Raw genomic sequence first — 26,685 nt, 5'->3', positions numbered from 1 at the left:
GTTTTCCTCCTAAATCATTGTTTTTAATTATTTTTTAATAAATTGAACCCTCACATTTATTGCGATTGTTTCCTTGGTACGACGGATATTCGGTATGCGGGGACATTCAATCCTTTCTCCACCGCGTCAACAATTAAATTTCTGACGGTCTTATTTTCAGCGCCTCTGGCCACAATCAAGACACCGCGAACCTTTGGTTTGATTTTTTTCGTAACAATCGGTTTTTCACTACCGCTTTCTTCATTCGTAACAATTTGACCATCCCGGGTATACTGGGTAATATGCCTCTTTCCCCCGTCCCTGTCATTCTCTTCGGTCAATTGCTGCGTATCCTTCGTATTGCGGCCGATAATGAGCTCCTCCGTCGAATCGATCGTTACTAGCACGTCGACCGCTCCAACGCCAACAATTTTCTCCAAAATTTCCTTCGTTTTATTCTCAAGCGACATTTCAATAGCGTCAAAGGTGCCTGCTGCGGCTCCCTGCTCGGTCAACATTGACGTTAGTACCTCCTGTCCTGTCGGGGGCTCTCTTCCTGCTCCGCCAGAGTCGATCTTTTTTACATTGACGAAAGAATTAAGCAACATGATCGCCACGCCAATTAATCCGAGTATAATAAGTAATCGATAGGTATTCTGTTTCTTCTTGCCCTCCAGACCTCGCCCAAGGAACGACTCCAGCTTCTTCCACCAACTCTTCATAATGATCCCCCCTTGCTAGTTATTTGTTATTTTCTTGGATAACAACGTGCACGAGTTCTCTGGGGATTTCCCAGTTGCGCAGCAGGATATCGGTAATTTGTTCTGCAAGGCTATATGTTTGAGCGGCATTATTTGTGGAATCGATCATTTCAGCTCCAGGACTGGCCTCTTCGCTCATTGCTGGAACACTTTTCCTGACAACCTCTTCAACCTCCTCCTCTCCCAGAGGCTCTACTTGAATGCGTACCGGCTCAACAGAAGCTATGGATATTTGCTCATGCTCCTCTTCCTGTCCATTATTGGACGGGGTGTCCGCGCCGGATAACTCCTGATCCTGAGTAATATACACCTCAACGGCCGAGATAAGAGGCTCTGCACCGCTCTCAGGACGATCCAGTCTAACGACTACTCGGTCCACCCGTTGACCGGTTTCCCGTTCAATTTGCTCTTGGATCCGTTTCGCTGCTTCTTCGCTAGCCATTTCAATCACTTCACGTTCTCTTCTCATCCTTATTTGCTCTCCTTGATGCAATATTTCGTCTGTACCGACCGACGCTGAAGTCCCTTCTCCCGTACTATTCATAAGAACCGTTTCCAGCTTCTGCTGCGAATCAGGGGCAAACAAACGCATCACCGGTGAAATTAGAGTCAGTAGAATCAGTAGGCTGACTACAAGCTTTACATATCTCTCCATCGAACGGTTAGGAAGCAGCAAATCAATGAATGTCGCCATTAGCACAACAAAAATAATTTGTTTCAACCATTCTGCTAGCCAGGTCATTGAGTCATCACCACCACATTCCATCTATCTCATCATCACTGTGACATTGCCTGCAGTTAAGGTAATCGTAATGGCGAGAAAGAACATCAATCCTACTGCAGCGAGGGCAGCAAACACATAAATCATGCTCTTTCCGATCGTCTCAAGGCAGGTTACGATCGGCGTCTCTCCCAGCGGCTGCATAACCGCTGCCGATAGGTTATAAATCAATGCTAATGTCATGATTTTAATAGCAGGAAAGGCGCATAAAAACAGCAGAATAATGACACCGACGAGCCCAATTGAATTTTTGACGAGCAATGAGGCCGAAATAACGGTATCCGTAGCATCTGCAAACACCTTACCGACAACCGGAACGAAGTTCCCGGTCAAATATTTGGCCGTCCGAAGCGTCACTCCGTCCGCTACCGAGCCAGCAATCCCTTTGATGGAGATGACTCCGAGGAAGATGGTCAGCATTACTCCAAGCAGCGCCATGCTGATTGTGCGCAATAAATTGGCAAGCTGAGTGAGCTTGTACTTCTCAGACAATGAGCTGACAATATGCAGGACAGCCGAGAAGAAGAGCAATGGGAAAACAACTGAGTAGACGACCGTTCCGACCGTATGCACCATGAATACCACAAGCGGATGTGTAACGGATACAGTAACCAAGTTGCCCATAGAAGCAAGCAGCGTGAATAGCAGCGGCACCATGGCCATCATAAAATTGATCATGCTTCGAATGGCGTCCGTGGCATATGAAATCGCAACATGAAAGCTGTTTATCGCCAAAATGAGAATGACCATATAACAAATGGCATATGCCACTTTGCTGACTTGTTTACGTTCAAACGCAGTTTGAAGTGTTTCCAGAATCGTGCTGAATACAGAAAGGAGGACTATCGTCGTCAAGATATGTCCGTTGTACAATACCTCGTGCCACATATATTTCAATAATCCTAGTGCACCTGCTTTTACACTAAACGCACCCTCGTTTCCGTCCTGCAGCAGCATATCCATAAAGGAAGGCATGTTCTGATCCGGAAAAAAGCCACCGTACTCCTTCATCAGCTCCTGCCAGTAAATTTCCACCTGATCCGTAGGCAATTCTTCTGCCTGCTTATTAATCCAATCATCATTAGGGGCGGCTGTTACAAACACCGGTAAAGACCACAAGATGACAAAGCTGAGGACGAGAGCATGAATGAATCGGTTATGCCAGATCAATTTCGTCTTTTTCATCATTTGTCCCCGTTTCGTTAAGCAGGCAATATCCTCATCACGGTTTCAATGATGATGCTGATGATTGGAATAGCCAGAACCATGATAAGTATTTTTCCCGCGAGCTCAATTTTTGAAGCAATGCTCTCCTGACCGGCATCTCTAACGATTTGCGCTCCGAATTCGGCAATGTAGGCGATTCCGATAATTTTTAGGATCGTCTTGAGGTAGATCATCTGCACACCGGAGGATTCGGCCAATTGCTCCAGCACCTCGATGATTTCACCGATTTTACCTACCAGATACATAAAAATCATGATGCCCGTAGCAATCGCGATGAGAAAGGCAAAAGTCGGCTTCTGTTCCTTAATGGTGAGGATAAGTATGGTGGCGATCAGTCCCAAGCCTACGATCTGAATCATTTCCACTGCCAAATCACCTACTGGAATAAAAAGATCGATTTAATTTCCTGAAATAAACTGTCCAGTAATCGTATGACCATGAACAACACGACGACGAACCCAATCACAGTCACCCAATGCGCCATGTCCTCTTTGCCCATCTGCTTCAGCACAGTGTGTATCATGGCGATAATGATGCCAATACCTGCAATCTGAAATATGGCATTCACTTCTAAGTTCATTGATTTGGCACCTCACGATCATTTTTGCGGTTACAATCACGATGATAGGAGGGAGTCGCATTAGTAGAGCAAAATAACGATAAACGCCCCGCCAAGCAGCCCTAAGCTTTTGGACATTTTTTCATAACGCCCTTGTTCTTCTCGCGCGGCATGCTCCTCACTCTCCAATTGGCGTATGGCTGTTGCGATATGCCCCAACTGATTCGTCCGGTCGCTTGTTCCTAAAGTAAAACCGAGCTGGAGCATGACCTCCTTCTCTGGTGCCTTCATTGCCGTATACTTCCACCTAGTCTCAACGGCATGATGCAGGCTTTGCTGGGCTGTCCAATTTAACGGCGGATTCATCTGGGCTGCGGCTCCTTCGAACAATGCTTTGATTGGCTCACCGCTTTGATCCGCAATGCGCTGCAAGGCATCAGGCAACGGCGTGTAGCCATACATGATTTCTGTTTCCAGTCGCTTAAGGGCCAGAATGAGCCGCCTTATCTGATTCGGACGACTGGCAAACTGTCTTGCCTTCGCTAATCCAGCTAACGTTGCCGCCAGAATCACCAATGCCGCGCCCACCATCTTAACCATATTTCTCCCTGCCCTTCGCATTCAGTCCCGAATTGTCTATTCCCCTCCGCTTGCCGTCCCAGAGTCGAAAAGCAAGCTCATTGTCACTGCGATTAAGTACGGCGTACATCTCAAAGAAAGGTGGATCAGCCAGCTTGGAGAATGCGGGCCGATGAGTCAGCTCGCTCACATCTGATCCATGGGCGGTAGCAATCACTTTTACTCCTGCATGCAAGGCTTCGGCGAGAGCGTCTGCGTCCTCTGGGCGACCGATTTCATCCACAATGATCACGTCCGGAGACATAGAACGGATCATCATCATAATTCCTTCCGCCTTGGGGCAGCCATCCATTACATCCGTTCGGGGGCCTACGTCAAAACTGGGTACCCCGCGTTTGCTGCCGGCGATCTCCGAACGTTCATCTATAATGCCAACTTTGAGGCCTGGCCACTTTGCCTCTGGATGTCCCCAGGCTCCACTGCTGATTCCCCTGGCAAGATCGCGAATCAATGTCGTCTTCCCCTGCTGGGGTGGAGACAGAATTAATGTATGAAAGATGGTTCTATGCTTAAAGTCGAGCAAACTAGGCAATATCCGGTCGCTGATGCCAAGCACTTCTCTTGCAATCCGAACATTAAAACCGCTTATGTCCCTGATATGCTCTACTTTTCCTCCGCTCAAAACGGTCCTGCCGGCAAGTCCGATTCGGTGGCCCCCGGCAATCGTTATGAAGCCTTTGCGCAGCTCCTCCTCCATCGTGTACAGCGAATGATTCGTTATTAAATCAAGGAACCGATTGCCCTCCTGCTTCCCTGGCAAGAAGGCAATGGCCGGATCACTGGTCAATTCGCCATGCGAGGTCAGGAAATAATGCCGACCTGCGGCATTTACTTCCAAGGGTCGTCCCTCACGAATGCGGATTTCTTCCAGCCTTGCGAACAAGGCAGGAGGCAGCTTTAGAAGCATTGAGCGGATGTTATCGGGAAATACAGTTAACCAGCTAGGGTTGTTCATCCATGTACCCCCAAAGACTTCTTTTTCAAAATCCAGCTACTCTATTGCTTTGCTTGTGTTATATCTCATGTTTATGCCTGTACTTTGTCTTTATGACGGGAAATCTATCATTTCTTTAAAATGCCGATTAAGAGACATGAAATGCCGCAGCCGATCCAAATCAATTTACTCCATGACAACTTATCCGCCATACCGGCAAGTCCGATTGTCGTCGTGATGAGAAGAACTGTCGGGCCCACAAACGCAAGCATAGAGTTTACCGCCAATGCCTTATCGACCCGCCCCAGCTTAAGCATCAATATGGCGGCAACGATTTCGATCGAACCGGAAATTACTCGTATAGTCGCCATACTGGTCACGAATTTATCGAGCATAGCCGGATAACAACCCCCTTCTTGTCCAGTCTCTATTACCTTATGCCCCGTCATCTCTTTTTATTTGCAAAAAATAGAAAGAAGGCCGCCGATAATTCGGTGGCCTTCTAATAGGAAATACCATTCCTTTCTTCACAGTAAGAATGAATCGATATTCCATATATCCGATGCGTATTGCTTAATGGTATGATCACTGGAAAACTTGCCAGAATGGGCGATATTCAAGATGGACTTTTTCAACCAATCATTAGGATTGCCATATGCGAGATCAATTCGCAGGTGAGCCTCTACATAGCTATCAAAATCCTTGAGCACAAAAAACTCATCTTGATGATGCAGCACCGATTGGTAAACAGACTCAAAGTCCTGACCTTCCGAACAGAAGCGGCCTGGCTGGATCAACTGATCCATCACTTCCTTCACCCGTGAATCCACATTGTAAATTTGCCAAGGCGAATATTCGCCGCTCTGATTGTACATCATCACCTGTTCCGCTCGCAGCCCGAACAGAAACATGTTGTCATCGCCTAACATATTGTACATTTCCACATTGGCCCCGTCCAAAGTTCCGATCGTCAGCGCGCCGTTCATCATGAATTTCATATTTCCGGTTCCTGAGGCCTCTTTGCCTGCCGTCGATATTTGTTCACTCACATCTGCAGCGGGAATAAGCTTCTCAGCCAAGGATACGGAATAATTTTCGAGAAAAACGACCTTCATTTTATCGCGGACAGCCTGATCACGATTGACGGTATCTGCCACCGTATTAATCAATTTAATGATGTTTTTGGCCAAATAATATCCGGGAGCGGCTTTGGCGCTAAACAGAAATGTTCGCGGCGTAATATCGGCTGATGGATTATCCTTTAGCTGGTTGTATACATGCATCATATGCAGTACATTAAGCAGTTGCCGCTTATAGGCATGAAGTCGCTTAGCTTGAACATCAAAAATCGAGTCCGGATCAATGCTGATATGCAGTTTATCCTGCACATATTTTGCGAGCCGCAGCTTGTTTATCCGTTTGACCTCACGTACTCTCTCTATAAAACTTTGATCCTCGGCGTATTTGATTAAGCCGATCATTTCCTGGGGCTGAGTAATCCAACGAGAACCGATTACCTCGGTAATTAGTCTCGACAAATCAGGATTGGCATGCATAAGCCAGCGCCGATGCGAGATACCGTTCGTTTTATTGTTAAACCGAGCAGGATAAAGCTCATAGAATGCTTTCATTTCTCGTTTTTTCAATATTTCGGTATGAAGGGAGGCCACGCCATTAACGCTATAGCTGCCAACGATAGCCAAATTGGCCATCCGAATTTGATCGCCATAAATGATGGCCAGCTGAGAAATACGTTGCTGATCCCCAGAATAACACTCTAGAAGCTCGGCACAGAACCGTTTATTCAATTCCTCAATAATCATATAAATGCGGGGCAGCAATTGCTTTACCAGAGTTATCGGCCATTTTTCCAGCGCTTCACTCAGCGTTGTATGATTCGTATAGGATACTGTCTGCCTCGTAATATGCCATGCCTCTTCCCAGGAACAATGTTTCTCGTCCATCAATATCCGCATGAGCTCCGGAATTACGAGTGCGGGGTGCGTATCATTGATATGTATTGCTGCTTTGTCTGGCAGAGATGTGATGGGCAGTTCGAGCTTGTCGAAGGTTCTAAGTATACTTTGAAGACCAGCCGAGCATAAGAAATACTGCTGTTTCAAACGCAACAGCTTGCCTTCAAATTCGGAATCGTCGGGATACAGAAATTCAGATACGGATTCGACCGATCGGTAATAATTCAAGTAATTATAATAGCTGCCGTCATAACCCGTGTACGGTTTGATGGAGCCTTTACCGGGCCTAGCGCTCCAGAGCCGAAGCGTATTGACGTGGCTTGAACCACTGCCAATTACTGGAATATCAAAGGGTATCGCCCAAATACTCTCGAAGCCCGACAGTTCGAAATGAAGCTGACCGTCTCGTTCCGACATATGCACCTGACCGCCAAAGCGCACCTCCACCTTCTTATCCTCCCGACAGACCTCCCATACGTTGCCGCGCTGCAGCCAATAATCAGGGAGCTCCACCTGGTGGCCGTCCACAATTTTCTGTTCGAATAAACCATAGCGGTATCGGATACCGCAGCCGTGACCGGGTAACTGCTGCGCAGCTAAAGAGTCTAGAAAGCATGCTGCGAGGCGCCCCAATCCGCCATTGCCCAGCCCAGGATCACTTTCTTCCTCCTCCGCAGCGTCTAGATCGAAGCCCAGTTCCTGGAGTCCGTCACGAACGAGCTCAAGCACCCCCAAATTCAACAAATTATTCCCGAGCTGCCGCCCAATGAGAAACTCCATGGAGAAATAATACACTTGTCGAGCTTTGTTATCTTTCAGCCTTTGATTCGTCTCCGCCCAATCTTGGCCGATCCTTTCCCGGATCAATAGGCCAAGTATGTTATAAACATCCGCGTCCGTTGCGTCAGAGATCGGCTTCCCCAGTTGACTGACCAGTTCTTTCTTAAACATTTCCTTAAAGCATTCTTTGTTATCGAACACGTTTATAGTCCTCCCTGTCGGCGATCCACTTCTATAGGCATCTTGCCTATACTTTATGTTTAAACTCGCAGAAGGGATAAAATAACAAAATTAAATAATTAATTAAAAAAAGATCGCCTCGCCTACAGCTATTGCTGCAAGCTAAGACGACCTTGTTCTCTTTATAATCAATCGATCAAATCAACGTCGATCCTGCGGCCCGCCAACAAATACTTGGCTTTCAGTGTCCAGCCCATAAGCAGTGTGAAGTGCTTTGACAACTTCATTAAGCTTCGTTCCTTCAATCACGCAGGAAACCTTGATTTCCGAGGTACTTACCATCTTGATGTTCACATCTTCCTTGGAAATGACATCAAACATTTTCGCGGCTACGCCAGGATGGCTCACCATGCCTGCACCCACGATCGACACTTTGACCAAGCCGTCCTCCGAAGTCACTTCGTCGAATGGCAAACTGCTGCGGATACCGTTAATCACTTGGAGTGCCCTCTCCCTGTCAGTGAGCGCTACAGTGAAGGAGAAATCCGCTTTACCATCCTGAACCCCGCTCTGGACGATAATGTCTACATCAATTTTCGCCTCGGCCAAAGTACCAAACACCTGGGCCAATACGCCAGGAATGTGAGATACTCCTAATATACTGATTCTGGCTACATTTTTATCGTAAGCAATTCCGCTGACTACTACACCTTGTTCCATCTTCGCTTCCTCCTTAACAACCGTACCCTCATTATGATTAAAGCTTGAACGAACGACGAGTCGGACTTGATTATGCTTCGCATACTCCACCGCACGCGGATGAAGTACCGCAGCCCCCAAGTTGGCCAGCTCCAGCATTTCATCATAAGAGATTTCTTGCAGCTTGCGGGCATTCTTCACAATCCGTGGATCCGTCGAATAAATTCCATCCACATCCGTATAAATTTCACAGTAATCCGCGGATATTGCCGCAGCCAAGGCAACCGCTGTCGTATCCGAGCCGCCGCGTCCAAACGTCGTAATTTCACCGTCCTCACTAATGCCCTGGAATCCGGCGACAACCACAATATTTCCTTCATCCAGCGCCGCTTGCACTCGCTGAGGCTGGATATCCGTAATGCGCGCTCTCGAATGTTCCTTATCCGTGCGGAAGCCGGCCTGCCAGCCGGTAAATGAAACAGCTTTGCGGCCCTCAGCATGAATCGCGATCGATAACAACGAAATCGAAATTTGCTCTCCGGTCGTCATCAGCATATCCATTTCACGCAAAGGCGGTTCTTTGCTAAGCAACTTTGCCTGATCAATCAAATCGTCCGTCGTATCGCCCATGGCGGATACGACGACGACGACCTGATTTCCCTCATCTTGCTTCTCCACTACACGCCGGGCAACGCGCTGCATCCGCTCTGTATCGCCGACAGAACTTCCTCCAAATTTCATGACAAATAAAGCCAAATCAGACCCTCCCAAAAATAGACTTTCCTATCCAAGTACAGTACAGTTACGAACTCTCGATTAGCTCAAGATAGAATCGCTTCAAATTCAAGCAGTAACGCTTTAAACCAGTATAATACGAAAGAGCTGCAATAATCCATTGCTTTTCAATATAAAATTCAAAGTTTTCGTCATATTTCACAGTCAAAATAACCAATAAAAAATCCTCCACTCGGCAGGAGTGGAGGACAACGCTACCTTCCCTAGGGTAAGCATGTGAAGGGAGTTTAAGCGCGAGAAATATACTTGCCTTCACGAGTGTCTATCAGAAGGATATCATCCTGATTAATGAATAACGGCACCTGAACATTAAGTCCTGTCTCCATCTTGGCATTCTTCGTAGCACCAGTCGCTGTGTTCCCTTTGACGCCTGGCTCGGATTCCACCACACGCAGCTCGACACTATTAGGCAGGTTGATACCGAGAATTTCACCTTGGTAGCTAATGATTTTGACGTTCATGTTTTCCTTCAAGAAATTAAGTTCCCATTCCAATTGTTCCGCGGACAATGTGAATTGGTCGTAAGTTTCGTTATCCATAAACGTGTGGTCTTGACCGCTGGCATACAAATATTGTACATCGCGGTTTTCGATCATCGCTCTGCTCACTGTCTCACCCGCACGAAACGTTTTCTCTACCGTGTTCCCATTACGCAGGTTTTTCAGCTTAGAGCGAACAAATGCAGCCCCTTTTCCCGGCTTTACGTGCTGGAACTCCAGCACCGTAAAAATCTCCCCTTCAAATTCTACTGTTAGGCCTGTTTTAAAATCGTTGACTGAAATCACAAATAGAACCTCCTATAGGATCAAATAAGTTTGCAACTAATGTATGATAATTTAAATTACCCAATTTTAAAGCCGTACATTAAGCATCAATGACGGTAAACTCCTTGCTCGACTCTGTCAGCCTGCGGCAGCCTTCTTGCGTAATGACGACATCGTCCTCAATCCGCACCCCACCAAAGCCTGGAATATATATCCCCGGCTCAACGGTAACTACCATCCCTGGCTGAAGAATGTCGTCGCTCAGCTTGGACAAGCGAGGAGCTTCATGCACCTCCATGCCCAGCCCATGGCCTGTGCTGTGGCCGAACTGTTCTCCATATCCGTACCGTGTAATAATATCGCGGGCTAATGCATCTGCTTCTCGTCCCGTCATTCCTGGACGGAGATGCTGTAGGGTATGTAACTGCGCCTCCAGCACAATGTCATAAATTTCACGGTGCTTCGGTGTAGGCTTGCCGATCATCACGGTTCGGGTAATATCCGAGCAATAACCGTTCAATAGCGCGCCGAAGTCCATTTTGACAAACTCATCGCTTTGCAGCACACGATCACTGGCGACCCCGTGCGGCAACGCCGAACGTTCGCCTGAAGCTACAATCGTATCGAAGCAGCTTGAAGCAGCACCCTGCTTACGCATATAAATTTCTATTTCAAGCGCCATATCCCGTTCCATCACTCCCGGACGAAGCACGTTCAGCATGTGCATAAACGTCTGGTCAGCTAATTTTGCGGCCTGCTTCATCAGATCCAGCTCATGGTCATCCTTGTAGATGCGTAGGCCTTCAACAAGCCCAGTCACCGGCTTCAGTTTAACAGGCTCCAAATCTTCTTGATAGGCTCGATAAGTGGAGTATACAACCTTCTCTTCCTCAAATCCGAGTTCACTGATCTTTTGCTCCGCAAGCAGTTCCTTGAGCGTTTGTGCCACCGATGGGCCATGCTCTACAACATCAAAGCCTGTCGCTTGTTCCGCCGCCTGCGTCATATAACGAAAATCCGTCAACAGATAGGATTTATCCAACGTAACCAACACGTAGCCGGACGAACCGGTAAATCCCGTTAAGTACTGCCGATTAATATCTCCGGTAATCCATATCGCTTCCAGCCGCTTCTGCTTCATTGCTTCACGAAGACGGCTTACTCTTGAATTCGCCATCGTATGCTCTCCTTATTTCCGACTTTCCAGATGCCGCAAAAGCGCCATCAGGCCCAGCTCATAGCTGTATGCTCCAAAGCCAGCAATTTGCCCGACCGCCAAGGCGGCGGTAACGGATGTGTGGCGGAATGATTCACGGGCATGAATATTCGACATGTGCACTTCAACAAAAGGAATATTTACTGTGGCCAAGGCATCGCGCAGCGCATAGCTGTAATGCGTCAATGCTCCTGGATTAATCATGATCCCGTCGAAATTACCCAGCGCTTCATGAATTTTATCGATCAGGTATCCCTCATGGTTGGATTGGTAGAACTCAAGAACTAGCCCCAGCTGCTCACCCAGTTTAGAAAGCCTGTCCTCAATTTCACGAAGTCCCTCTGATCCATAGACTCCGGGTTCACGAATCCCAAGCATATTTAAATTCGGTCCGTTCAATACCAGGATACGGTACATCCTTCCACACCCTTCCTGCAAAATAACCAAAAGTAATTTTAACATAGGTGTGAGGTAGTTGAGAAGCCTTTTGTGCTTATTGCAGCGCTTTTTGCGGTTCTCTATGCCTTTCGTCGGTATATTCCATCGCTGCCGTGTAGCCGATAAACAATCCCCACAGCAAATATAGACAAAACTCGCTAATCAGCGTACTCGATGGCAGCTCTGAAATCGGCTTCATCATTCCGAACATTGGCCCCACCACGATAAAAATGATTCCCCACCAAATGATGCCGTAGAGAATACCCGGGTAAGGGCCCTTCAAACGGCGGAAAAGCAGAGTATATAGCAGCGCGGCTATAATCGAGAACAGAATGAAGAATAGCCACCCCACGTAATATCCGCCCTGTGTTTGCAGAAATCGCGTCTTGAAAAAGGGCTCCGCCAAATATCCCGGCAAAATAACGGTGAAGCTGAAGAAATACATCAGTGCCCTTGCCCCACCCCAGATTAGTCCTGCAAAAAAACCGAGCTGTAATCCAAAGCTCCATGGATTCGTTCCGTTTTCTTCCTTTTCTTCATCTCTCCGACTTTCTTCTTGATGCTGTTGTTTCGGCATTTCGCTATCCTTCCTTTCCTGCTTCATCCATGACTTCCAATTGCCGTTTTAGTATGCGCATTTCGAAAAAGACTAAACAAACTAGAATTTGCTTTCCAGATTAGATACAATGGAATTATTCTAGCGACAACGACATTAATTAGGGAAGGTGAAATATTTGCCCGAGCAATCTACACCGAATATTTATGGCGGCCAAGCTGTAATAGAGGGCGTCATGTTTGGCGGCAAGCATGTTAACGTCACTGCAGTACGCCGCAAAGATGGAGAAATTACTTTTTTAGAAGTACCTAAACAGGACAAGTCATGGGTGAAGCGGCTTCGCAAAATCCCATTTATTCGCGGTATTGTCAGCATTATCGATTCCAGTGCCAAAGGCTCGAAGCATTTAAATTACTCTGCCGAAGCGATGGCAGACGACGAACTTGAACCAGAGGAGCGTGCCAAGCAGAAGGAAAAGGAAGAGTCCGGCTTCTCCCTAACGATGATCGTAGGTGTTGCCATCGCCGGTGTCCTGTCCTTCCTCTTTGGAAAAATTTTATTTACGCTGGTGCCAGCCGTGCTGGAGGAATATTTGTTCCTGAACGCCTTTAACAACCGGGCGTTGCATACGCTATTGGAAGGCGTCATCAAGATCATTCTCCTGCTGGTCTATTTATGGGCGATCTCGCAAACCCCAGTAATCAAAAGATTGTTCCAATACCACGGGGCAGAACATAAAGTAATAACAGCTTATGAAAACGGAGAAGAACTGACTGTGGAGAACGTTCAGAAGTACAGCCGACTGCACTATCGTTGCGGCAGCAGCTTTATCATTCTTACCGTTATAGTCGGTGTCATCATCTACTCCTTCTTCCACTGGGATAATGTCTGGGAGCGGATGTACATTCGTCTACTGCTTTTGCCGCTCGTTATCGGCGTGTCTTTTGAACTACTTCGCCTTACCAACGCCGTTCGCGATATCCCTGTGCTCCGCTTCCTCGGATACCCGGGACTATGGCTTCAGCTGCTGACGACCAAGGAGCCAAAGGACGACCAAGTCGAGGTATCGATTGCTTCCTTCAACCGAATGCGTGAGCTTGATGCACAATATGAACGGGAAGGTGTTATTGAACAATCAGCCCCTAATACGGCTCTTGATCCCGTGAAAGGATGATAAACGATGAAGAAGCAGGCTATCCTATTTTGGATTATTATAGGACTTGCTGCGTTTGGTGTTGTTAATTCACTTTTCGGAAATGGACAAATGAATTGGAGCAGATTGCTGATTCCTGTCGTTCTTTTGGCTATCGTAGTCTGGCTCTATAAATTTCCGCCCCGTAAATACAGGGCAAGACACCCTAAAGTTAAGCCTTCTGCTCGTACAATGGCCAAATTGGCTGCCGAGCAGCGCCAATCTTCTGGACAGAAGCGCAAGCATTACCCGTTCCAGGTGATCGAGGGGAATAAAGGGAAGAATGATGAGGATATGCCGAAGTACCATTAATGTTATTTACTAGCCTGCTGATACTTTATGAACTGTTCTTCGTAGTACTGGGTGCTCCACTCGTCGAAGAAATGGTTGCCGGATTGAAGCCCGGATTCATAAAGCAGCAGGCTTTCTTCTTTGCTAATGTCGAATTGGGTCGTACCTATGCCAAGCGTCGGGATTTTAATCGTCCGATAACGGTTAGTTTGTTCGATGTACCTTTCATCATGCGCAGATAACATCGTTTCTACCAGCGCCTGAAGCATCGTAAACGGCCCTGAAATCAAATGAGGCTGGTTCGAATTCTTCCCGACCATTTGGAAACCAACCGTCGGGATCATTTCGCTACGAGGCTTGCAGCTGTCCTCATCGAACAGCCATAGCGGAAAATTGCTTAGAAGCCCGCCATCAACAATATGCAAAAATTGATCCGAAAAAGGTTTCCCCAGCGACAACTGAGGTGGCAGCCGCAATAATACTGGATCAAAAAAATAAGGGATACTGCAGCTCATTCGCACAGCCCGGGCGACATCGAACTTGCGCGGCGATATACCAAGTTTTTGCAGATCATCGGGCAGGATCAATATTCTGCCGCTCGTAATATCGGATGCGATAATAGTCAATTTGCCTTTTGGCAAATCGCCAAAGGTTCGGATTCCTTTGTCCTTCATGAGCTTTCGCATCCAAACCTCTAAAGCCTCTCCAGAATATAAGCCCTTTTTGAGTAATACCCTGAATGCCGGCCCAACAAGCCGCACATTAAAGATTGGTGATCTTTTCAAAAACTCAACGAATGAAGTGCCCAAGATAATCTCCTTCATTTCCTTTGCAGAATACCCCGCCGCGATCAGTGCTGCAACGATAGCCCCTGATGATGTACCAGCTACCCTGTGGAACTTCGCTCCATACCGCTCCGATGCGCGGACGGCCCCTGCCAGAGATATGCCCTTCACGCCTCCACCCTCAAAAACACCGTTTATCAGCATAAATAAAACAACCCCCATTCCATACACAAGTCTACTGCTTATGTATGTCACGGGGGCTATTCCTATGTCATCCTAGGTGCCGAAATATGATTTCAATAATGGAATAAGTCCGAGCGGGTTCTTCTTTAAATCTTTCGCGCTAAAAAAGATGCTGCCCTTCACTTCAGAGATCCGTTCGTTGTATTCCAACTGGCGGATAATTTCATCTGCTGATTGCCAGCCGATCTCCGGTGTACCTATTTTATAAGGCGAATGTCCAATATACAGCTTCACATCTGTCCCCCTAACTTCCTGGGCCCACCAATTTACAAGGAGATCGTAGCGTACCTCCTGACGCGTCAAGCTCCAGTACAATTGAGGCGTTACATAATCAATCCATTCCTGGCGAATCCAGGTCCTGACATCAGCATAAGTGCTGTCATATGCCGTCATCCCCGCCTTCGTATCCGAGCCCGTAATATCCAAAGCCTTGTTGCGCCAGACGCCAAACGGACTGATTCCGTACGATACATCAGGCTTCACGGCATGAATACTCCGACCGAGGTCGCGAACAAATTGATTGATATTATCCCTGCGCCAGTCCCCTTTGCTGAGCTGGTTCGTATTGTATTGCTTCATGGTGGCATCGTCATTGAACTTGTTTGAAGCTGTCTCTCCGGATGGATAGAAATAATCATCCAAGTGCACGCCGTCGATATCATAGCCATTCACAACTTCCATAATCGCATTGATAATGTGCTGACGTGCTTCAGGGATGCCCGGATTAATGTAAAGCTTATCGGCAAACTTCACAATCCAATCCGGATGTTGATGAACGACATGGTTGTTTGGCAGCTTGCTGAGATCCGTATTCACGCTCGCCCGGAATGGATTGAACCACGCATGGAACTCCATACCCCGGCGATGCGTTTCCTCAATCATAAAAGCTAGGGGATCATAACCCGGATCTTTGCCTGCGGTTCCGGTCAAATATATCGACCAGGGAACAAGCTTGGACGGATAAATGGCATCCGCCGTAGGTCTTACTTGAACAAATACAGCGTTTAAGCCCATGTCCTGCATCTCATCCAGCAGCTTAATATACTCTTCCTTCTGCTGATTCACCTTCCCGTAGGAAGCCTTCGTTGGCCAATCAAGATTAAACACCGTCGAAATCCAAACTCCCCGCAGTTCCTGCGTATTTTCGCCGCTACTTGGCAGCTGTTTCGAAGGCTGCTCATTTGGTGGTGTTACAGGAGTTGGTGTTGGCTCAACTATCGGTGAAAATCCCCCTCCTTGAGAGGTCAAGGTAATTGTTCGAACCGCAGAGCTCCAATCTACTTGCAGACCAAGCTGCTCTCCAACAAAGCGTAACGGCACCATAGTCCGGCCCGAGTTAATCTCCACCGATACATCCAGCCTTATTGCCGCGTTATTTACTTCGGCCGTTGTGCTTCCAGCGCGCAATACTATGCTATTCCCATCCTTAATGATCGTTACGGATTTTGAGCTTTGTACCCAGTCCACTTGGGCCCCCAAACCTTCACTGATTACCCGAAGCGGAACCATCGTGACACCGTTCTTTGGCTTAATATATGGAGGCGAATCGCTTGTTAATACCTTGCCATCCAGAATGATTTCGATCGGGCGAGCCGCGACGGCGCTCGTAGGGTCAGAGAATGGCCAGATCAGCAGCAAAATCAAAAATGGAATAAACCATACACGAAACTTCATCAGTAACCTCCAGTAATAAATAAGTCATTGCATTTGTCCAAATTAACTCGTCTCCTTATTTCTAACGTCAATTAGCCCCTAAGAGTTGCGTTCATTGCTCAAAAAAATAGATTCCATCCTGGAAAGCAGCAAAAGAAAAGCATCTGCCCTCATTAGACAGATGCTTTAACTAGGACTCGTTCATGAGTTCTTTCTCCACATCACGCAAGTCTTGAATTCTGGATTCATCGCGCTTAAAGTAATCTACCAGTGCGGCGATCCGGGTAATCGAGTCCCAGCTTAAATGATGCTCGATCCCTTCCACGTCTCTATAAATATTCTCCTCATCAACGCCAATCATTTCCAGAAATTCCTCCAGCAAGTGATGTCGGTCTACGAGACGTTTACCGATCTTCTTGCCTTTGCTCGTAAGCACCAAGCCCCGGTATTTCTCATAAATGACGTACTCGTCCTTATCCAGCTTCTGGATCATCTTCGTGACGGAAGAAGGATGTACTTCCAGTCCCTCGGCAATATCGGAAACCCGCGCATATCCCTTTTCATCAATCAACTTATAAATGCGCTCCAAATAATCCTCCATACTAGGTGTTGGCATCTTATGAACCTCTTTTCCTCAGTTGACATAGACTCGCATCCATGCAACATCGCTACTATATTTCATGATACATGTTGTACTCGTCCGTTGGCAAGTGTGTCTGTATCTAGAATTTAAGCCATTCCGGAGTAATCTGCTGCAGCCATATCGTAATTTTGTACATTTGGTTTGTAAAAAGCAGTACCCCCATCAGGAGGAGTAATACCCCACCGATTTTCATAATGGCTCCAGAGTAACGCGTAATCCATTTCGTGCTGCCGATAAAAAAAGCCAGGATGAAAAATGGAATAGCAAACCCTAGCGTATAGGCAGTAATCAGACTTAACCAGGCTCCCGGCTCACTGACAGCAAGCGAAATAATCGCAGCTAAAATTGGCCCTACGCAAGGAGACCAACCGGCTGAAAAACCAATCCCAAAAATAAAGGAAGCCACATATCCGGTCTTCTTCAATTTGAAATCCATTTTCCGCTCTTTAAGCAGAAACTGCGGCTGAAAAATCCCGAGTAGAAACAAGCCCATAAGTATAATTAATATGGCAGAAATCTGACGGATCAAATCTCGATTACTAATGAAAAATTCCCCGAATAGGCCGGCTCCGAAGCCAAGCGTATAGAACACGACAGAGAATCCCAAAATGAACGCAAGGGTATGCGTCATCGTCTTCATCCGAACTTCCCGCTTATTCTGCTCGGTCTTCAGTGTTTGCACCGACATGCCCGTAATATAAGACAAATAAGACGGGTACAACGGTAAGCAGCAGGGTGAGATGAAGGAGGCGATGCCTGCCCCCAACGCTACCAATACATTAATATCAGCCATTGCAGCCTCCTATCCTACATGTTGAGGTTGAATGTATCGTTCCAGTTTTACGCTGCCAATCCTTTTTTACCTACGAGAATAACTATCAGCATGCCGATCAGCAGCAGTACGATCGTAGCCCCTGGTGCCAGATTCCATATCCCCGCCATAATCAATCCGATCACGACAGCGATCTCCGCGATGATGACAGAGAAGAGTACCGATGATTTAAAGCTGCGAGCAATGAGCAGACTGCATGCTGCAGGAATGGTGACTAACGCCGAGACAAGCAAAGCGCCAACAATTTTGATGGCGGTGCTAATAACGAGAGCCGTAAGTACAGTGATTAGCAAATTTAACATTTTAACTGGCAATCCACTGACCGCAGCAGCGTCCTCTTCGAAGGTCAGAAGGAAGAACTCCTTAAAAAACAGGGCAACCATCGCGATAACAACAAGCGTAACCGCACCAACAATATACAAATCTTCCCTGCTTAAGGTGTAAATACTGCCAAACAATACATCCGTATTGTACCCTATCCCGAGCGTAAAGAACAGCGAAGCCAGCGCCACGCCGGCTGACATAATGATCGCAATAGATAGTTCGGCGTAAGCTTTATAGGCTTTTCGCAGTTTCTCAATTGCGAAGGAGGCAAGCACTGCAAAGGCCAATCCCACCCAAATAGGATTGGCATGAATGAGGAAACCAAGGGCCACCCCTGCAATAGTAACGTGAGCCAGCGTATCCCCAATCATGGACAAGCGGCGCAGCACTAAAAAGATTCCAATCAGGGGGGCCGTGATTCCGATGAGCAGCCCTCCTGTCAGTGCTCGTTGAAAGAATTCTGCCGTTAATATTTCCAAATTTCACATCTCCTCCAAGTTTTGCGTAGCAAAACTACTCCGTAAGCAGAAGCTCCAAGTTTTGCATAGCAAAACTACTTCGTAAGCATAAGCTTTGATTTGCGCAGAAAAACTAGCTTGGGAAGCAGAAGCTTAGAGTTTTGCTAAGCAAAACCATCTCCGCAAGCTAGTTATAAATGCTAATTGATTGAATGTTGAAGATCAGGGATCACGCATTCTTGATCATGGGAATGTTTCACGTAAAACTTGATTGCTCCACAACGATCCAGCGGCTGATCGCCCAAATTCTCCTCAATCATTTCCACATCATGAGAGACCATTAAAAATGTCATGTGATGATGTGCGTGCATATGAAAAATCAGTTCAAAGAAATCCTCCTGCGTTTGAGCGTCGATTCCGACGGTAGGCTCGTCTAGGATAAGTAAATCCGGCTTATTGATCAGCGCCCTGGCTAAAAAGACCCGCTGTTGCTGTCCTCCTGACAACTCCCCGATCCGCTTGTCCGCGATATCCCGTATGCGCATCACCTCAAGCGCATCGTTACATTTTGACTGATCCGCCTTTCCGATGCGACGAAACAACTTATTATTATATAGACCGGACATGACAACCTCTCTTACAGTTGCCGGAAACAACGGATTAAACGAATTCTTCTGAGGCACGTAGCCGATCCTGTCCCAATCGCGAAAACGCCGAATCGGCTGTCCAAATAAGAGAATTTCCCCTTCAGTAGGAGATAACAGCCCTACCATCATTCGCAGCAGAGTTGTTTTTCCCGCCCCATTGGAGCCGATCACACCAACGAAATCACGTTCTTTTACCTTAAAGCTAAAGTCCGAGATAACCTTCTTATCTTTATACGCGAAGGAGATATCGACTAGCTCGATAATGTTGTCATGGCAAGCTAGTGCCGATGTTGCTATGCTCTGCGGTTTCATCTTAACCGTCCTTCCGCTAAAATGTCTCTCTTTATTGTAAAGCGAGAACGAGATTTTGCAAATTTTTCTCCATTAAAGTGAAATAATTTTCCCCTGCCTGCTCCTGTTGTTTGGTCAGCCCTTCAACCGGATTAAGCACCAACGTCTTCACACCTGCCTCGGAAGCTAGCGTATTGACTAACTTATCCGATACTAGTTCCTCAAAAAAGATATACTGGATACCCCGCTCTTTTACCAATTTGGACAGATTGACCAAATCCTGGGCTTTAGGCTCCGCTTCCGGCGTCAAGCCCATAATTGAATGCTGAGAAAGTCCATAATCCCGACATAGATAACCGAATGATTGGTGGGATACGACAATATCTTTCCGATTTGTTTTGGACAGCTCCTCGGTAAATTTAGCATCCAGCTCCTGTAAGCGAGTATTCAGCTGTTCATAACGTGCTTCGTACTGTTCGCGATGTGCCGGATCTACCTCTATATAACTATTTTTTATATTCTCCGCCATGATCATTGCCGATTTCGGACTCACCCAGGTATGGGGATCAATATGTCCATGATCGTGGCCATGATTGTGTCCATGATCGTGACCTTCTTCTCCATGATGATGTCCGTCTTCTTCCTCACTATCAATCAAAGCAATTCCCTGGCTCACCTCAACAGTCTTCACCTTAGAATCACTTCCGAGACCCTTGAGAAAGCTATCGATCCAGCCCTCAAGTCCTGCGCCGTTATAGAAAAACAACTGTGCCTTCGATGTATTGAGAATTTCCTGACTCCGTGGCGTCCAATCGTGGGGCTCCACGCCGACAGGCATTAAATTAAGAACATTCGCATCTTCGCCGCCAATTTCTGTTGCAAATTCGTAAATTGGATAGAAGCTTGTCACGACGTTGACCTTGCCTTCAACAATCTTGCTTTCGCTGTTACTGCTCCCACATCCGGACAATAAAAGCAACGCTGCCAACAGCAATACGCCAAACTTCCAGCCCATTCTTATTTTCATATATGACGCCATTATAATCTTCCTTCCTATTTTCGCTTAATCGTAATTATTACTAATAGGATTATAGGGTCAACATTAAGCTGTTGTCAACGCCTAATATTTTTTTGGCAACTTGTCTCATCTAGTGTTGTCGCCCAGACGGTTAAATAAACAGACTGGCCAAGCAGGCAACGGTGGTACATGTATTTTAAGGCTGGAGGTTTGGACTGCCATTATGAAACAAACAAAAAACGAACCGCCAAGCTCCGAACCGTAACTCCCCCTGTTAATATGTTTCTAACGATTGGGGGACAGTTCACTCTTGGCGGTTACATTCATATCATCAGCAACCTGTACTTCGATAGCTCATCTACAAACAATCAATAATCGAACACAACTTTTCTGCAGCGAAGCATCAGTTAATCGCGCGGCCTGCCTACTTAACGACAGCCCCATTCGGCATCGATTCGGAAACCGTCGCCAGTGTAAGCTTATCTCCTTGGGAAGCTGCCAATATCATGCCCTGCGATAACTCGCCACGCAGCTTGACAGGCTTCAGATTGGTGACACAGATTACTTTGCGACCTATCAGCTCCTCCGGCTTGTAAAATTTCGCGATTCCGGAAACAACCTGGCGCTGCTCATATCCGAGATCCAATTGCAGCTTAAGCAGCTTATCCGCTTTCGGAATCGGCTCACAGGCAATAACCTCCGCTACGCGCAACTCAACTTTTGCAAAATCATCGATACCAATCTCCGGCTTCGTCTCCTGTTTCTCAGCAGCATCCGTACCCTGTAATTTCGCAGGCGCCTCTGAGACGGACTCTGCACCTCCAGACATTGAATCTACGATATACAAAATTTCTTCCTCCACATCAAGTCTAGGGAAAATAGGCTCGCCTTTACCAACCTTCGTTCCAGCCGGAATCAAACCAAAGGATTTTGCGCTCTCCCAGGAGGTCAACTTGCCAGGCTCAATCCCGAGCTGCGACCAGATTTTCGCCGGGGCCTGAGTTAGGAATGGCTGCAGTAAGATTGAAGCTATTCGCAGTGACTCGGCCAAATGCACCATAACCGAAGCCAGCTCTCCTCGCTTAGCTTCATCCTTGGCAAGCACCCATGGCTGTGTCTCATCAATATATTTATTCGTCCGCCCGATAAACGCACTGATCGCTGTCAAAGCCACAGAGAACTCTAAATTCTCCATAACCTCCTCGACCTTTTGAATCGTCTGCAATGCCAGATCCGACAGCTCCGCATCGTATGGCGTAACATTTGGACGATACGCTGGCAGCTCACCGTCAAAATACTTGCCGATCATAGCCACCGTGCGGTTCAACAAATTGCCAAGATCATTAGCCAGATCAGAATTGACGCGCTGCACGAAGCTCTCCGGTGTAAACGAACCGTCGGAGCCAAACGGAACCTCGCGGAGCAAATAATACCGCGTAGCATCAAGACCGTAGCGATCGATCAGCATGTTTGGATCGACGACATTCCCTTTGGATTTAGACATTTTGCCGCCCTTGGTCAGCAGCCAACCATGCCCAAATACTTTCTTAGGCAACGGAAGATCGAGCGCCATCAACATGATCGGCCAATAGATCGTATGGAATCTGACGATTTCCTTTCCGACCAGGTGGACATCCGCAGGCCAGTAACGCTCATACAGCTCCGGATTTTCCGTACCGTAACCAAGCGCCGTAATATAATTGGATAAAGCATCGATCCATACATAAATAACATGCTTCGGATCCTCTTTTACTCGAACGCCCCAATCGAACGTCGTTCGTGATACTGCTAGATCCTCCAATCCCGGTTTGATGAAATTGTTAATCATCTCATTTTTGCGCGACTCCGGTTGAATAAAATCCGGATTCTCCTCATAATACTGCAGAAGGCGATCCGCATAATGGCTCATTCGGAAGAAATAGCTCTCTTCCTTTACAAGCTCTACCGGGCGTCCGCAATCCGGGCAGTTGCCATCTACAAGCTGGCGCTCCGTAAAGAACGACTCGCATGGTGTACAATACCACCCCTCATACTCCCCCTTATAAATGTCGCCTTTCTTCAATAAACGATCAAAGATTTCCTCAACGACAGCCTTGTGCCGCGGCTCTGTTGTCCGAATGAAGTCATCATTCGAAATGTCCAGCTTCCGCCACAAGTCTTTAATGCCGAGAACGATATCGTCGACGAACTGCTGCGGAGTTTTTCCGTTCTCTTGAGCTTTGCGTTCAATTTTTTGCCCATGCTCGTCCGTACCCGTCAAGTAGCGCACATCGTAGCCGCGCAGCCGTTTGTAACGTGCAATCGCGTCACCAGCCACCGTCGTGTAAGCGTGACCGATATGCAGTTTATCACTAGGATAATAAATCGGTGTCGTAATATAGAACGTTTTTTTCTCAGCCATATTTCATCTTCCTCCTTCATAATCAACCCCAAAAATAACAAAAAACTCCCGCCCCCTATGGGGCGAGAGATGACTCACGCGTTACCACCCAATTTCCCTGCGTCTTCACAGACAGCAGGCTCACTCGGTCTTTGCGACCCTCCATTAACGCCGGATTGCGCGCCACTCCCTTACCTCCTTAGCCCATCAGCCAGGTAGCTCGAAAGCAGTTCCTCCCGGACCATCTTCCAAAGTCGATCCAGACCGGTTTGCAGCTCCCCCGGTTCTCTGTCACTGAATCCTTCTTTGTACTCATCCGTTCTTCGGAATAATCATATATTCATTACAATATACATGTGTTTATCTTCTATCTTAGAAAAAGACGTAAAGGCTGTCAAGCAGTCTAATGGATTAAGGTGAGCAAGATTGTCTGAGGCCTAGTCTTCAGGTCGAGCTGTGACCTCCCTGCTTCCCCCTGTCTTCTTGGGAGGAACAGGATCCAATCCACCCGGGTGAAATGGATGGCAGCGGGCAATTCGCCTAACCGCAAGCCAAGAGCCCTGCAGAACGCCATGTATCTCAATCGCTTCCAAAGCATAAGCCGAACAGGTTGGATAGAATCTGCACGTCGGCGGTTTAAGCGGTGAAATAAATTTGCGATAGAAAATAATCGGTCCTTTGGCCGCTTTGCGAACTATCCCCATGTTAGTATGTCTCGCTGTGCTCGGGCAAGCGCTTGCCATCCAGCTCAGGGCGGCAATCTTTACAGTAACCGAACACTTCAAATTTATGTTTGACCACTTGAAATTGCTCAGGGGCATTCGTCAAGGGCATCGGGCAAAAATGAATCGGGTAGGTTCGCTCGCACTGCAGACAGATCATATGGTGATGGTGATGCTCTTCATTGCAGCTGGCTCGGAATTTAAGACCATCCTCGAACATGACCTGCTCCAGCACCCCCAGCTCTTCCATTACCCGCAAGTTACGATATACGGTATCGAAGCTAAGACCACTATATATTTTCCCCATATATTCATAAACATCCTTCGGCGTTAAATAACCATCACGCTCAGCGAACAGCTTGGCTAACGTTCTTCGTTGATCCGTAATCCGCAGACCCTGGGCAGACATAATCCCGATAATTTGTTCATTCGACAGCATGTGCATACCTCCCGTCTGAACTTGCGTTATGCATGCGTCACTAATAATAATGCCCGAAAAAAACAGCAGCGTCAATGAAGCTGCCCCTTCTCAACCGTGGGTGCGTCAGAAAAAGGCAGACCAACGAAATTTGTGTTGATCTGCCTCGAAAACATAGATTATAACCATAATTAATGTTTAATTTCAGGTAAAGGCTGGAATAATAAATTAACAGATAAGCTGCTGCCCGGTGCCGCCGTAAAGAGCATTTCCACCGTCTCTTCGCGATCACCCGTGCGATGCAGCACAGCCGCTTCGTGAGGAGCCCTCAGCCCGCTAGTTTCAGGCAACTGAACCATCCTGCCGTTCACCATGATCACTCCATCATATTGTCCTCCGCGCGGGTTGAACGTAATGATAGTCTGAGGGGCAACCCGATGTAGCTTGATTCGGTACAATACCCCAAAATTACCTGCGTTCATTTGGTAGGTTCCCGTTGCCCCATCTGTCCCGATCAAATAGGGGTCTTGGGAATTGTCACCGATCATCAGCCGGGATGGTGTCAAACCGACAAGCTCACCGTATTGAATATTTTTTGTCGCTTCATAATACTTACCCCGGTTGTGATTATCCATAGGTAGCACGGTTAAATTTTGTAGAGCTTTAATGGGATCTCTGGTGCTCTGGAGCATAATGACATGATATTGAATCATTTGATCGCTATATAAGTCTGCAAATAAGGATATGACGTCTCCCTGCCGCATTACATTTGAACTCAGTTCGCTGAAAATGACTTTGCTCTGGCCTGGCGCAAGCCATACGTCTTTATATTTATTACCGAACTGCATCGATTCGAAATAACGCTGCACAGACATTTTGCCTGAGGCCGTTGCATATTTCGTGGGCCCGCCCATTCCCAAGCTCGTCTGGCTCAAGCGTGCGGTTTCGGTACTACGGTTTGTGGCTACGACGTACATTTTCACGCTTTTCCTGGTTGCATTCACATGATGCAGCATAAATCTCGTATTCCCGATAGCCGAATCACGATATAAGATCCCTTCGGAATAGACCGTCTCTGGACTGTTGCTGCGAATTAGCGTTACGGGCTCGCTCTCGTATTGATAAGGAACCTTCTCCCAGGTAGGAATCTTGGTACCGTCAAACGAATATTTACTACCGACCGGTGTATAAATTTTGTAGAAATCATCCCGCGAATACAATGTCTCGTTCGTAATCATGATCGTTTTCTCCGCGGTCGAAGAGAGTCCGTATTTATTCTTAACGGTTAAGCGAATGGTCTTTGGCCCTGGCAGGAAGAATGCCATCTCATTGTTGAACCATTCCCGGGACACAATAGCGTTATTTTCGTCCGTGCTGTAATCTGTGTAGGTAACGAGTTCCCCCATTTTGTATGTGTCTTTATTCGTCGTAAAATTGGCAACTGGAGGCGTATGTGGCTTATTCACCGTTACGGTTAGCCAGAACGTATCGCTCCATTGGCCGCTGGAATCCTTGACGCGATAGCCGACGACAAACCTGCCCGGAGACATGAATATTTCCTCTCTGCCTTCCCACTGCTCTTCCACAATAGGCAGTCCCTTAGGAGAGTACGCGTTAGGCATATACTGCACCAAAGTCTCGCCTGCAAAGATTTCCGGATTACCGATGCTAAAAGAAGCAACTGGCTTGGTCGACAGGCTGAGAATGACCTTCTTCTCCTGCTGGTTTACCGTGTAGGGGATGCCAAGTGCCTGCGTAATCGAAGTCAGCGGAACCATGAATATGTCTTTAGAGGAGTAGGACGCGCCCCTCATTTGCTTGACGACTCCATTCACTTTATAATTCTTGCTGTTCAGCTTGAATCGCAGCTCATCACCGCCCCGCCGAATAATCGTCTCTTTCGTTTTATTGTCATAAGATAATTTCAATCCCGCACGTTCCACGATCGCTCGAATGGATATATAGGAAACCCCGTCCTTGACGGTCATTGGATGAGAGGCTAAGTATAGCTTGCCATTCTGATACATTTTATTACTATTCATCAAAAGAACCAATTGACTAACATCAGAGCTTAAAGTAGCATTTATGTTCCCCATTGCCATAAGTCCTGTTTCTTCCTCGGCCTCCGCAGAAGGGGTTGTCTCCCTGGGCTGTTCTGTCTCTACCTTTTCTATATCGGGTATGCCTGACTGAGTATTCGACAAACCTGATAATGTGTTCATTTGCCCTGCTGCAATGTCTTCAGTGCTTAGGGTACTTCCAGGTACGGTACTTGCCGCACTAACAGGTAGAACCATGGTCACTAGTGAAGCAATCGATACGGTGATGAGGACCATCTTTTTCAACTTCATTGATAAACTCCTTTTGCTCCCATTGTTAAGACTGTCACTTGTACGCTTATAGTTAAACGCCGATTAGCATAAAAAGTTGCTACTTTTAGCATACATAAATAAAAACCAATAAAAATCCGTTATTAATACGGACTTTTACCGGTTTTATAGGTA

Annotated in this window: 27 protein-coding genes; 2 read left to right on the top strand and 25 right to left on the bottom strand. The window is 47.0% G+C overall.

Going from position 1 to position 26,685, the window contains the following annotated elements:
* Window positions 1-56: 56 nt before the first annotated feature.
* The 14 genes from spoIIIAG to EIM92_RS13530 all read right to left on the bottom strand — a co-directional run bounded on the left by spoIIIAG (window position 57) and on the right by EIM92_RS13530 (window position 12,305).
* On the bottom strand, window positions 57-701 hold the full coding sequence (spoIIIAG, locus tag EIM92_RS13595) for a stage III sporulation protein AG (RefSeq protein ID WP_211344371.1): 645 nt from the start codon (window positions 699-701) through the stop codon (window positions 57-59).
* A 19-nt stretch (window positions 702-720) separates the two neighbouring features.
* Window positions 721-1,482 (bottom strand): stage III sporulation protein AF, encoded by a 762-nt coding sequence (spoIIIAF, locus tag EIM92_RS13590; RefSeq protein ID WP_164515101.1) that lies wholly within the window; start codon window positions 1,480-1,482, stop codon window positions 721-723.
* Window positions 1,483-1,506: 24 nt separating this feature from the next.
* Entirely contained in the window at window positions 1,507-2,706 is a 1,200-nt protein-coding gene (gene spoIIIAE, locus EIM92_RS13585) for a stage III sporulation protein AE (RefSeq protein WP_125085179.1), read from the bottom strand.
* 17 nt (window positions 2,707-2,723) lie between these two features.
* Window positions 2,724-3,113, bottom strand: coding sequence for a stage III sporulation protein AD (gene spoIIIAD, locus EIM92_RS13580; RefSeq protein ID WP_125083095.1), 390 nt, complete (start codon window positions 3,111-3,113; stop codon window positions 2,724-2,726).
* 11 nt (window positions 3,114-3,124) lie between these two features.
* Entirely contained in the window at window positions 3,125-3,328 is a 204-nt protein-coding gene (gene spoIIIAC, locus EIM92_RS13575; protein WP_110932348.1) for a stage III sporulation protein AC, read from the bottom strand.
* A gap of 60 nt (window positions 3,329-3,388) precedes the next feature.
* Window positions 3,389-3,907 carry a stage III sporulation protein SpoIIIAB gene (gene spoIIIAB / locus EIM92_RS13570; RefSeq protein ID WP_125083094.1) on the bottom strand — a complete coding sequence of 173 codons (519 nt, stop codon included), beginning with the start codon at window positions 3,905-3,907 and terminating at the stop codon, window positions 3,389-3,391.
* Entirely contained in the window at window positions 3,900-4,901 is a 1,002-nt protein-coding gene (gene spoIIIAA, locus EIM92_RS13565; protein WP_125083093.1) for a stage III sporulation protein AA, read from the bottom strand. The genes spoIIIAB and spoIIIAA overlap by 8 nt, the downstream gene beginning before the upstream one ends.
* A 107-nt stretch (window positions 4,902-5,008) precedes the next feature.
* Window positions 5,009-5,275, bottom strand: a complete 267-nt coding sequence (locus EIM92_RS13560; RefSeq protein WP_125085178.1) for a YqhV family protein — start codon at window positions 5,273-5,275, stop codon at window positions 5,009-5,011.
* 132 nt (window positions 5,276-5,407) lie between these two features.
* Window positions 5,408-7,837 carry a glycogen/starch/alpha-glucan phosphorylase gene (locus tag EIM92_RS13555; RefSeq protein WP_125083092.1) on the bottom strand — a complete coding sequence of 810 codons (2,430 nt, stop codon included), beginning with the start codon at window positions 7,835-7,837 and terminating at the stop codon, window positions 5,408-5,410.
* A 180-nt stretch (window positions 7,838-8,017) separates the two neighbouring features.
* On the bottom strand, window positions 8,018-9,271 hold the full coding sequence (locus EIM92_RS13550) for an aspartate kinase (protein WP_125083091.1): 1,254 nt from the start codon (window positions 9,269-9,271) through the stop codon (window positions 8,018-8,020).
* A gap of 266 nt (window positions 9,272-9,537) precedes the next feature.
* Entirely contained in the window at window positions 9,538-10,095 is a 558-nt protein-coding gene (efp, locus tag EIM92_RS13545; RefSeq protein ID WP_125083090.1) for an elongation factor P, read from the bottom strand.
* A 79-nt stretch (window positions 10,096-10,174) separates the two neighbouring features.
* Window positions 10,175-11,251: a M24 family metallopeptidase gene (locus EIM92_RS13540; RefSeq protein WP_125083089.1), complete on the bottom strand. Its 1,077-nt coding sequence runs from the start codon at window positions 11,249-11,251 to the stop codon at window positions 10,175-10,177.
* Between the two features lie 12 nt (window positions 11,252-11,263).
* Complete coding sequence (gene aroQ / locus EIM92_RS13535) at window positions 11,264-11,707, bottom strand: type II 3-dehydroquinate dehydratase (RefSeq protein WP_125083088.1); 444 nt, start codon at window positions 11,705-11,707, stop codon at window positions 11,264-11,266.
* A gap of 76 nt (window positions 11,708-11,783) precedes the next feature.
* Window positions 11,784-12,305 carry a YqhR family membrane protein gene (locus EIM92_RS13530; protein WP_125083087.1) on the bottom strand — a complete coding sequence of 174 codons (522 nt, stop codon included), beginning with the start codon at window positions 12,303-12,305 and terminating at the stop codon, window positions 11,784-11,786.
* A 157-nt stretch (window positions 12,306-12,462) separates the two neighbouring features.
* On the opposite strand from EIM92_RS13530, the gene EIM92_RS13525 reads away from it, so the two are divergent.
* Both EIM92_RS13525 and EIM92_RS13520 read left to right on the top strand, forming a co-directional pair.
* Window positions 12,463-13,458 carry a DUF1385 domain-containing protein gene (locus EIM92_RS13525; RefSeq protein ID WP_125085177.1) on the top strand — a complete coding sequence of 332 codons (996 nt, stop codon included), beginning with the start codon at window positions 12,463-12,465 and terminating at the stop codon, window positions 13,456-13,458.
* A gap of 6 nt (window positions 13,459-13,464) precedes the next feature.
* Window positions 13,465-13,788 (top strand): SA1362 family protein, encoded by a 324-nt coding sequence (locus tag EIM92_RS13520; protein WP_125083086.1) that lies wholly within the window; start codon window positions 13,465-13,467, stop codon window positions 13,786-13,788.
* Between the two features lie 2 nt (window positions 13,789-13,790).
* On the opposite strand, the gene EIM92_RS13515 is transcribed toward EIM92_RS13520, so the two are convergent.
* The 11 genes from EIM92_RS13515 to EIM92_RS13465 all read right to left on the bottom strand — a co-directional run bounded on the left by EIM92_RS13515 (window position 13,791) and on the right by EIM92_RS13465 (window position 26,532).
* Window positions 13,791-14,756 (bottom strand): patatin-like phospholipase family protein, encoded by a 966-nt coding sequence (locus EIM92_RS13515; RefSeq protein ID WP_125083085.1) that lies wholly within the window; start codon window positions 14,754-14,756, stop codon window positions 13,791-13,793.
* Window positions 14,757-14,828: 72 nt separating this feature from the next.
* The gene (locus tag EIM92_RS13510; RefSeq protein ID WP_125083084.1) at window positions 14,829-16,469 is read right to left on the bottom strand and encodes a family 10 glycosylhydrolase; all 1,641 of its coding nucleotides are present in this window, start codon (window positions 16,467-16,469) and stop codon (window positions 14,829-14,831) included.
* A 169-nt stretch (window positions 16,470-16,638) separates the two neighbouring features.
* Window positions 16,639-17,064, bottom strand: coding sequence for a transcriptional regulator MntR (gene mntR, locus EIM92_RS13505; RefSeq protein WP_125083083.1), 426 nt, complete (start codon window positions 17,062-17,064; stop codon window positions 16,639-16,641).
* Window positions 17,065-17,170: 106 nt separating this feature from the next.
* Window positions 17,171-17,884, bottom strand: a complete 714-nt coding sequence (locus tag EIM92_RS13500) for a cytochrome c biogenesis CcdA family protein (RefSeq protein ID WP_125083082.1) — start codon at window positions 17,882-17,884, stop codon at window positions 17,171-17,173.
* Window positions 17,885-17,931: 47 nt separating this feature from the next.
* On the bottom strand, window positions 17,932-18,726 hold the full coding sequence (locus EIM92_RS13495) for a metal ABC transporter permease (RefSeq protein ID WP_125083081.1): 795 nt from the start codon (window positions 18,724-18,726) through the stop codon (window positions 17,932-17,934).
* Window positions 18,727-18,905: 179 nt separating this feature from the next.
* Window positions 18,906-19,664, bottom strand: a complete 759-nt coding sequence (locus tag EIM92_RS13490) for a metal ABC transporter ATP-binding protein (RefSeq protein ID WP_211344370.1) — start codon at window positions 19,662-19,664, stop codon at window positions 18,906-18,908.
* A 31-nt stretch (window positions 19,665-19,695) separates the two neighbouring features.
* Window positions 19,696-20,682 (bottom strand): metal ABC transporter solute-binding protein, Zn/Mn family, encoded by a 987-nt coding sequence (locus EIM92_RS13485; RefSeq protein WP_125083080.1) that lies wholly within the window; start codon window positions 20,680-20,682, stop codon window positions 19,696-19,698.
* 403 nt (window positions 20,683-21,085) lie between these two features.
* Window positions 21,086-23,062, bottom strand: coding sequence for a methionine--tRNA ligase (metG, locus tag EIM92_RS13480; protein WP_125083079.1), 1,977 nt, complete (start codon window positions 23,060-23,062; stop codon window positions 21,086-21,088).
* A 416-nt stretch (window positions 23,063-23,478) separates the two neighbouring features.
* The gene (gene yidD, locus EIM92_RS13475) at window positions 23,479-23,745 is read right to left on the bottom strand and encodes a membrane protein insertion efficiency factor YidD (protein WP_125083078.1); all 267 of its coding nucleotides are present in this window, start codon (window positions 23,743-23,745) and stop codon (window positions 23,479-23,481) included.
* 1 nt (window position 23,746) lies between these two features.
* Entirely contained in the window at window positions 23,747-24,202 is a 456-nt protein-coding gene (locus tag EIM92_RS13470) for a Fur family transcriptional regulator (protein WP_125083077.1), read from the bottom strand.
* A gap of 170 nt (window positions 24,203-24,372) precedes the next feature.
* A complete protein-coding gene (locus tag EIM92_RS13465) occupies window positions 24,373-26,532 on the bottom strand; it encodes a stalk domain-containing protein (protein ID WP_125083076.1) in 2,160 nt (719 codons plus the stop codon).
* Window positions 26,533-26,685: the final 153 nt, after the last annotated feature.

Origin of the sequence: Paenibacillus lentus, from assembly GCF_003931855.1 — a bacterium.
In the GTDB taxonomy this organism is placed as follows: Bacteria; Bacillota; Bacilli; order Paenibacillales; family Paenibacillaceae; genus Fontibacillus; species Fontibacillus lentus.
This window is presented reverse-complemented; position numbering and strand designations above follow the sequence as displayed.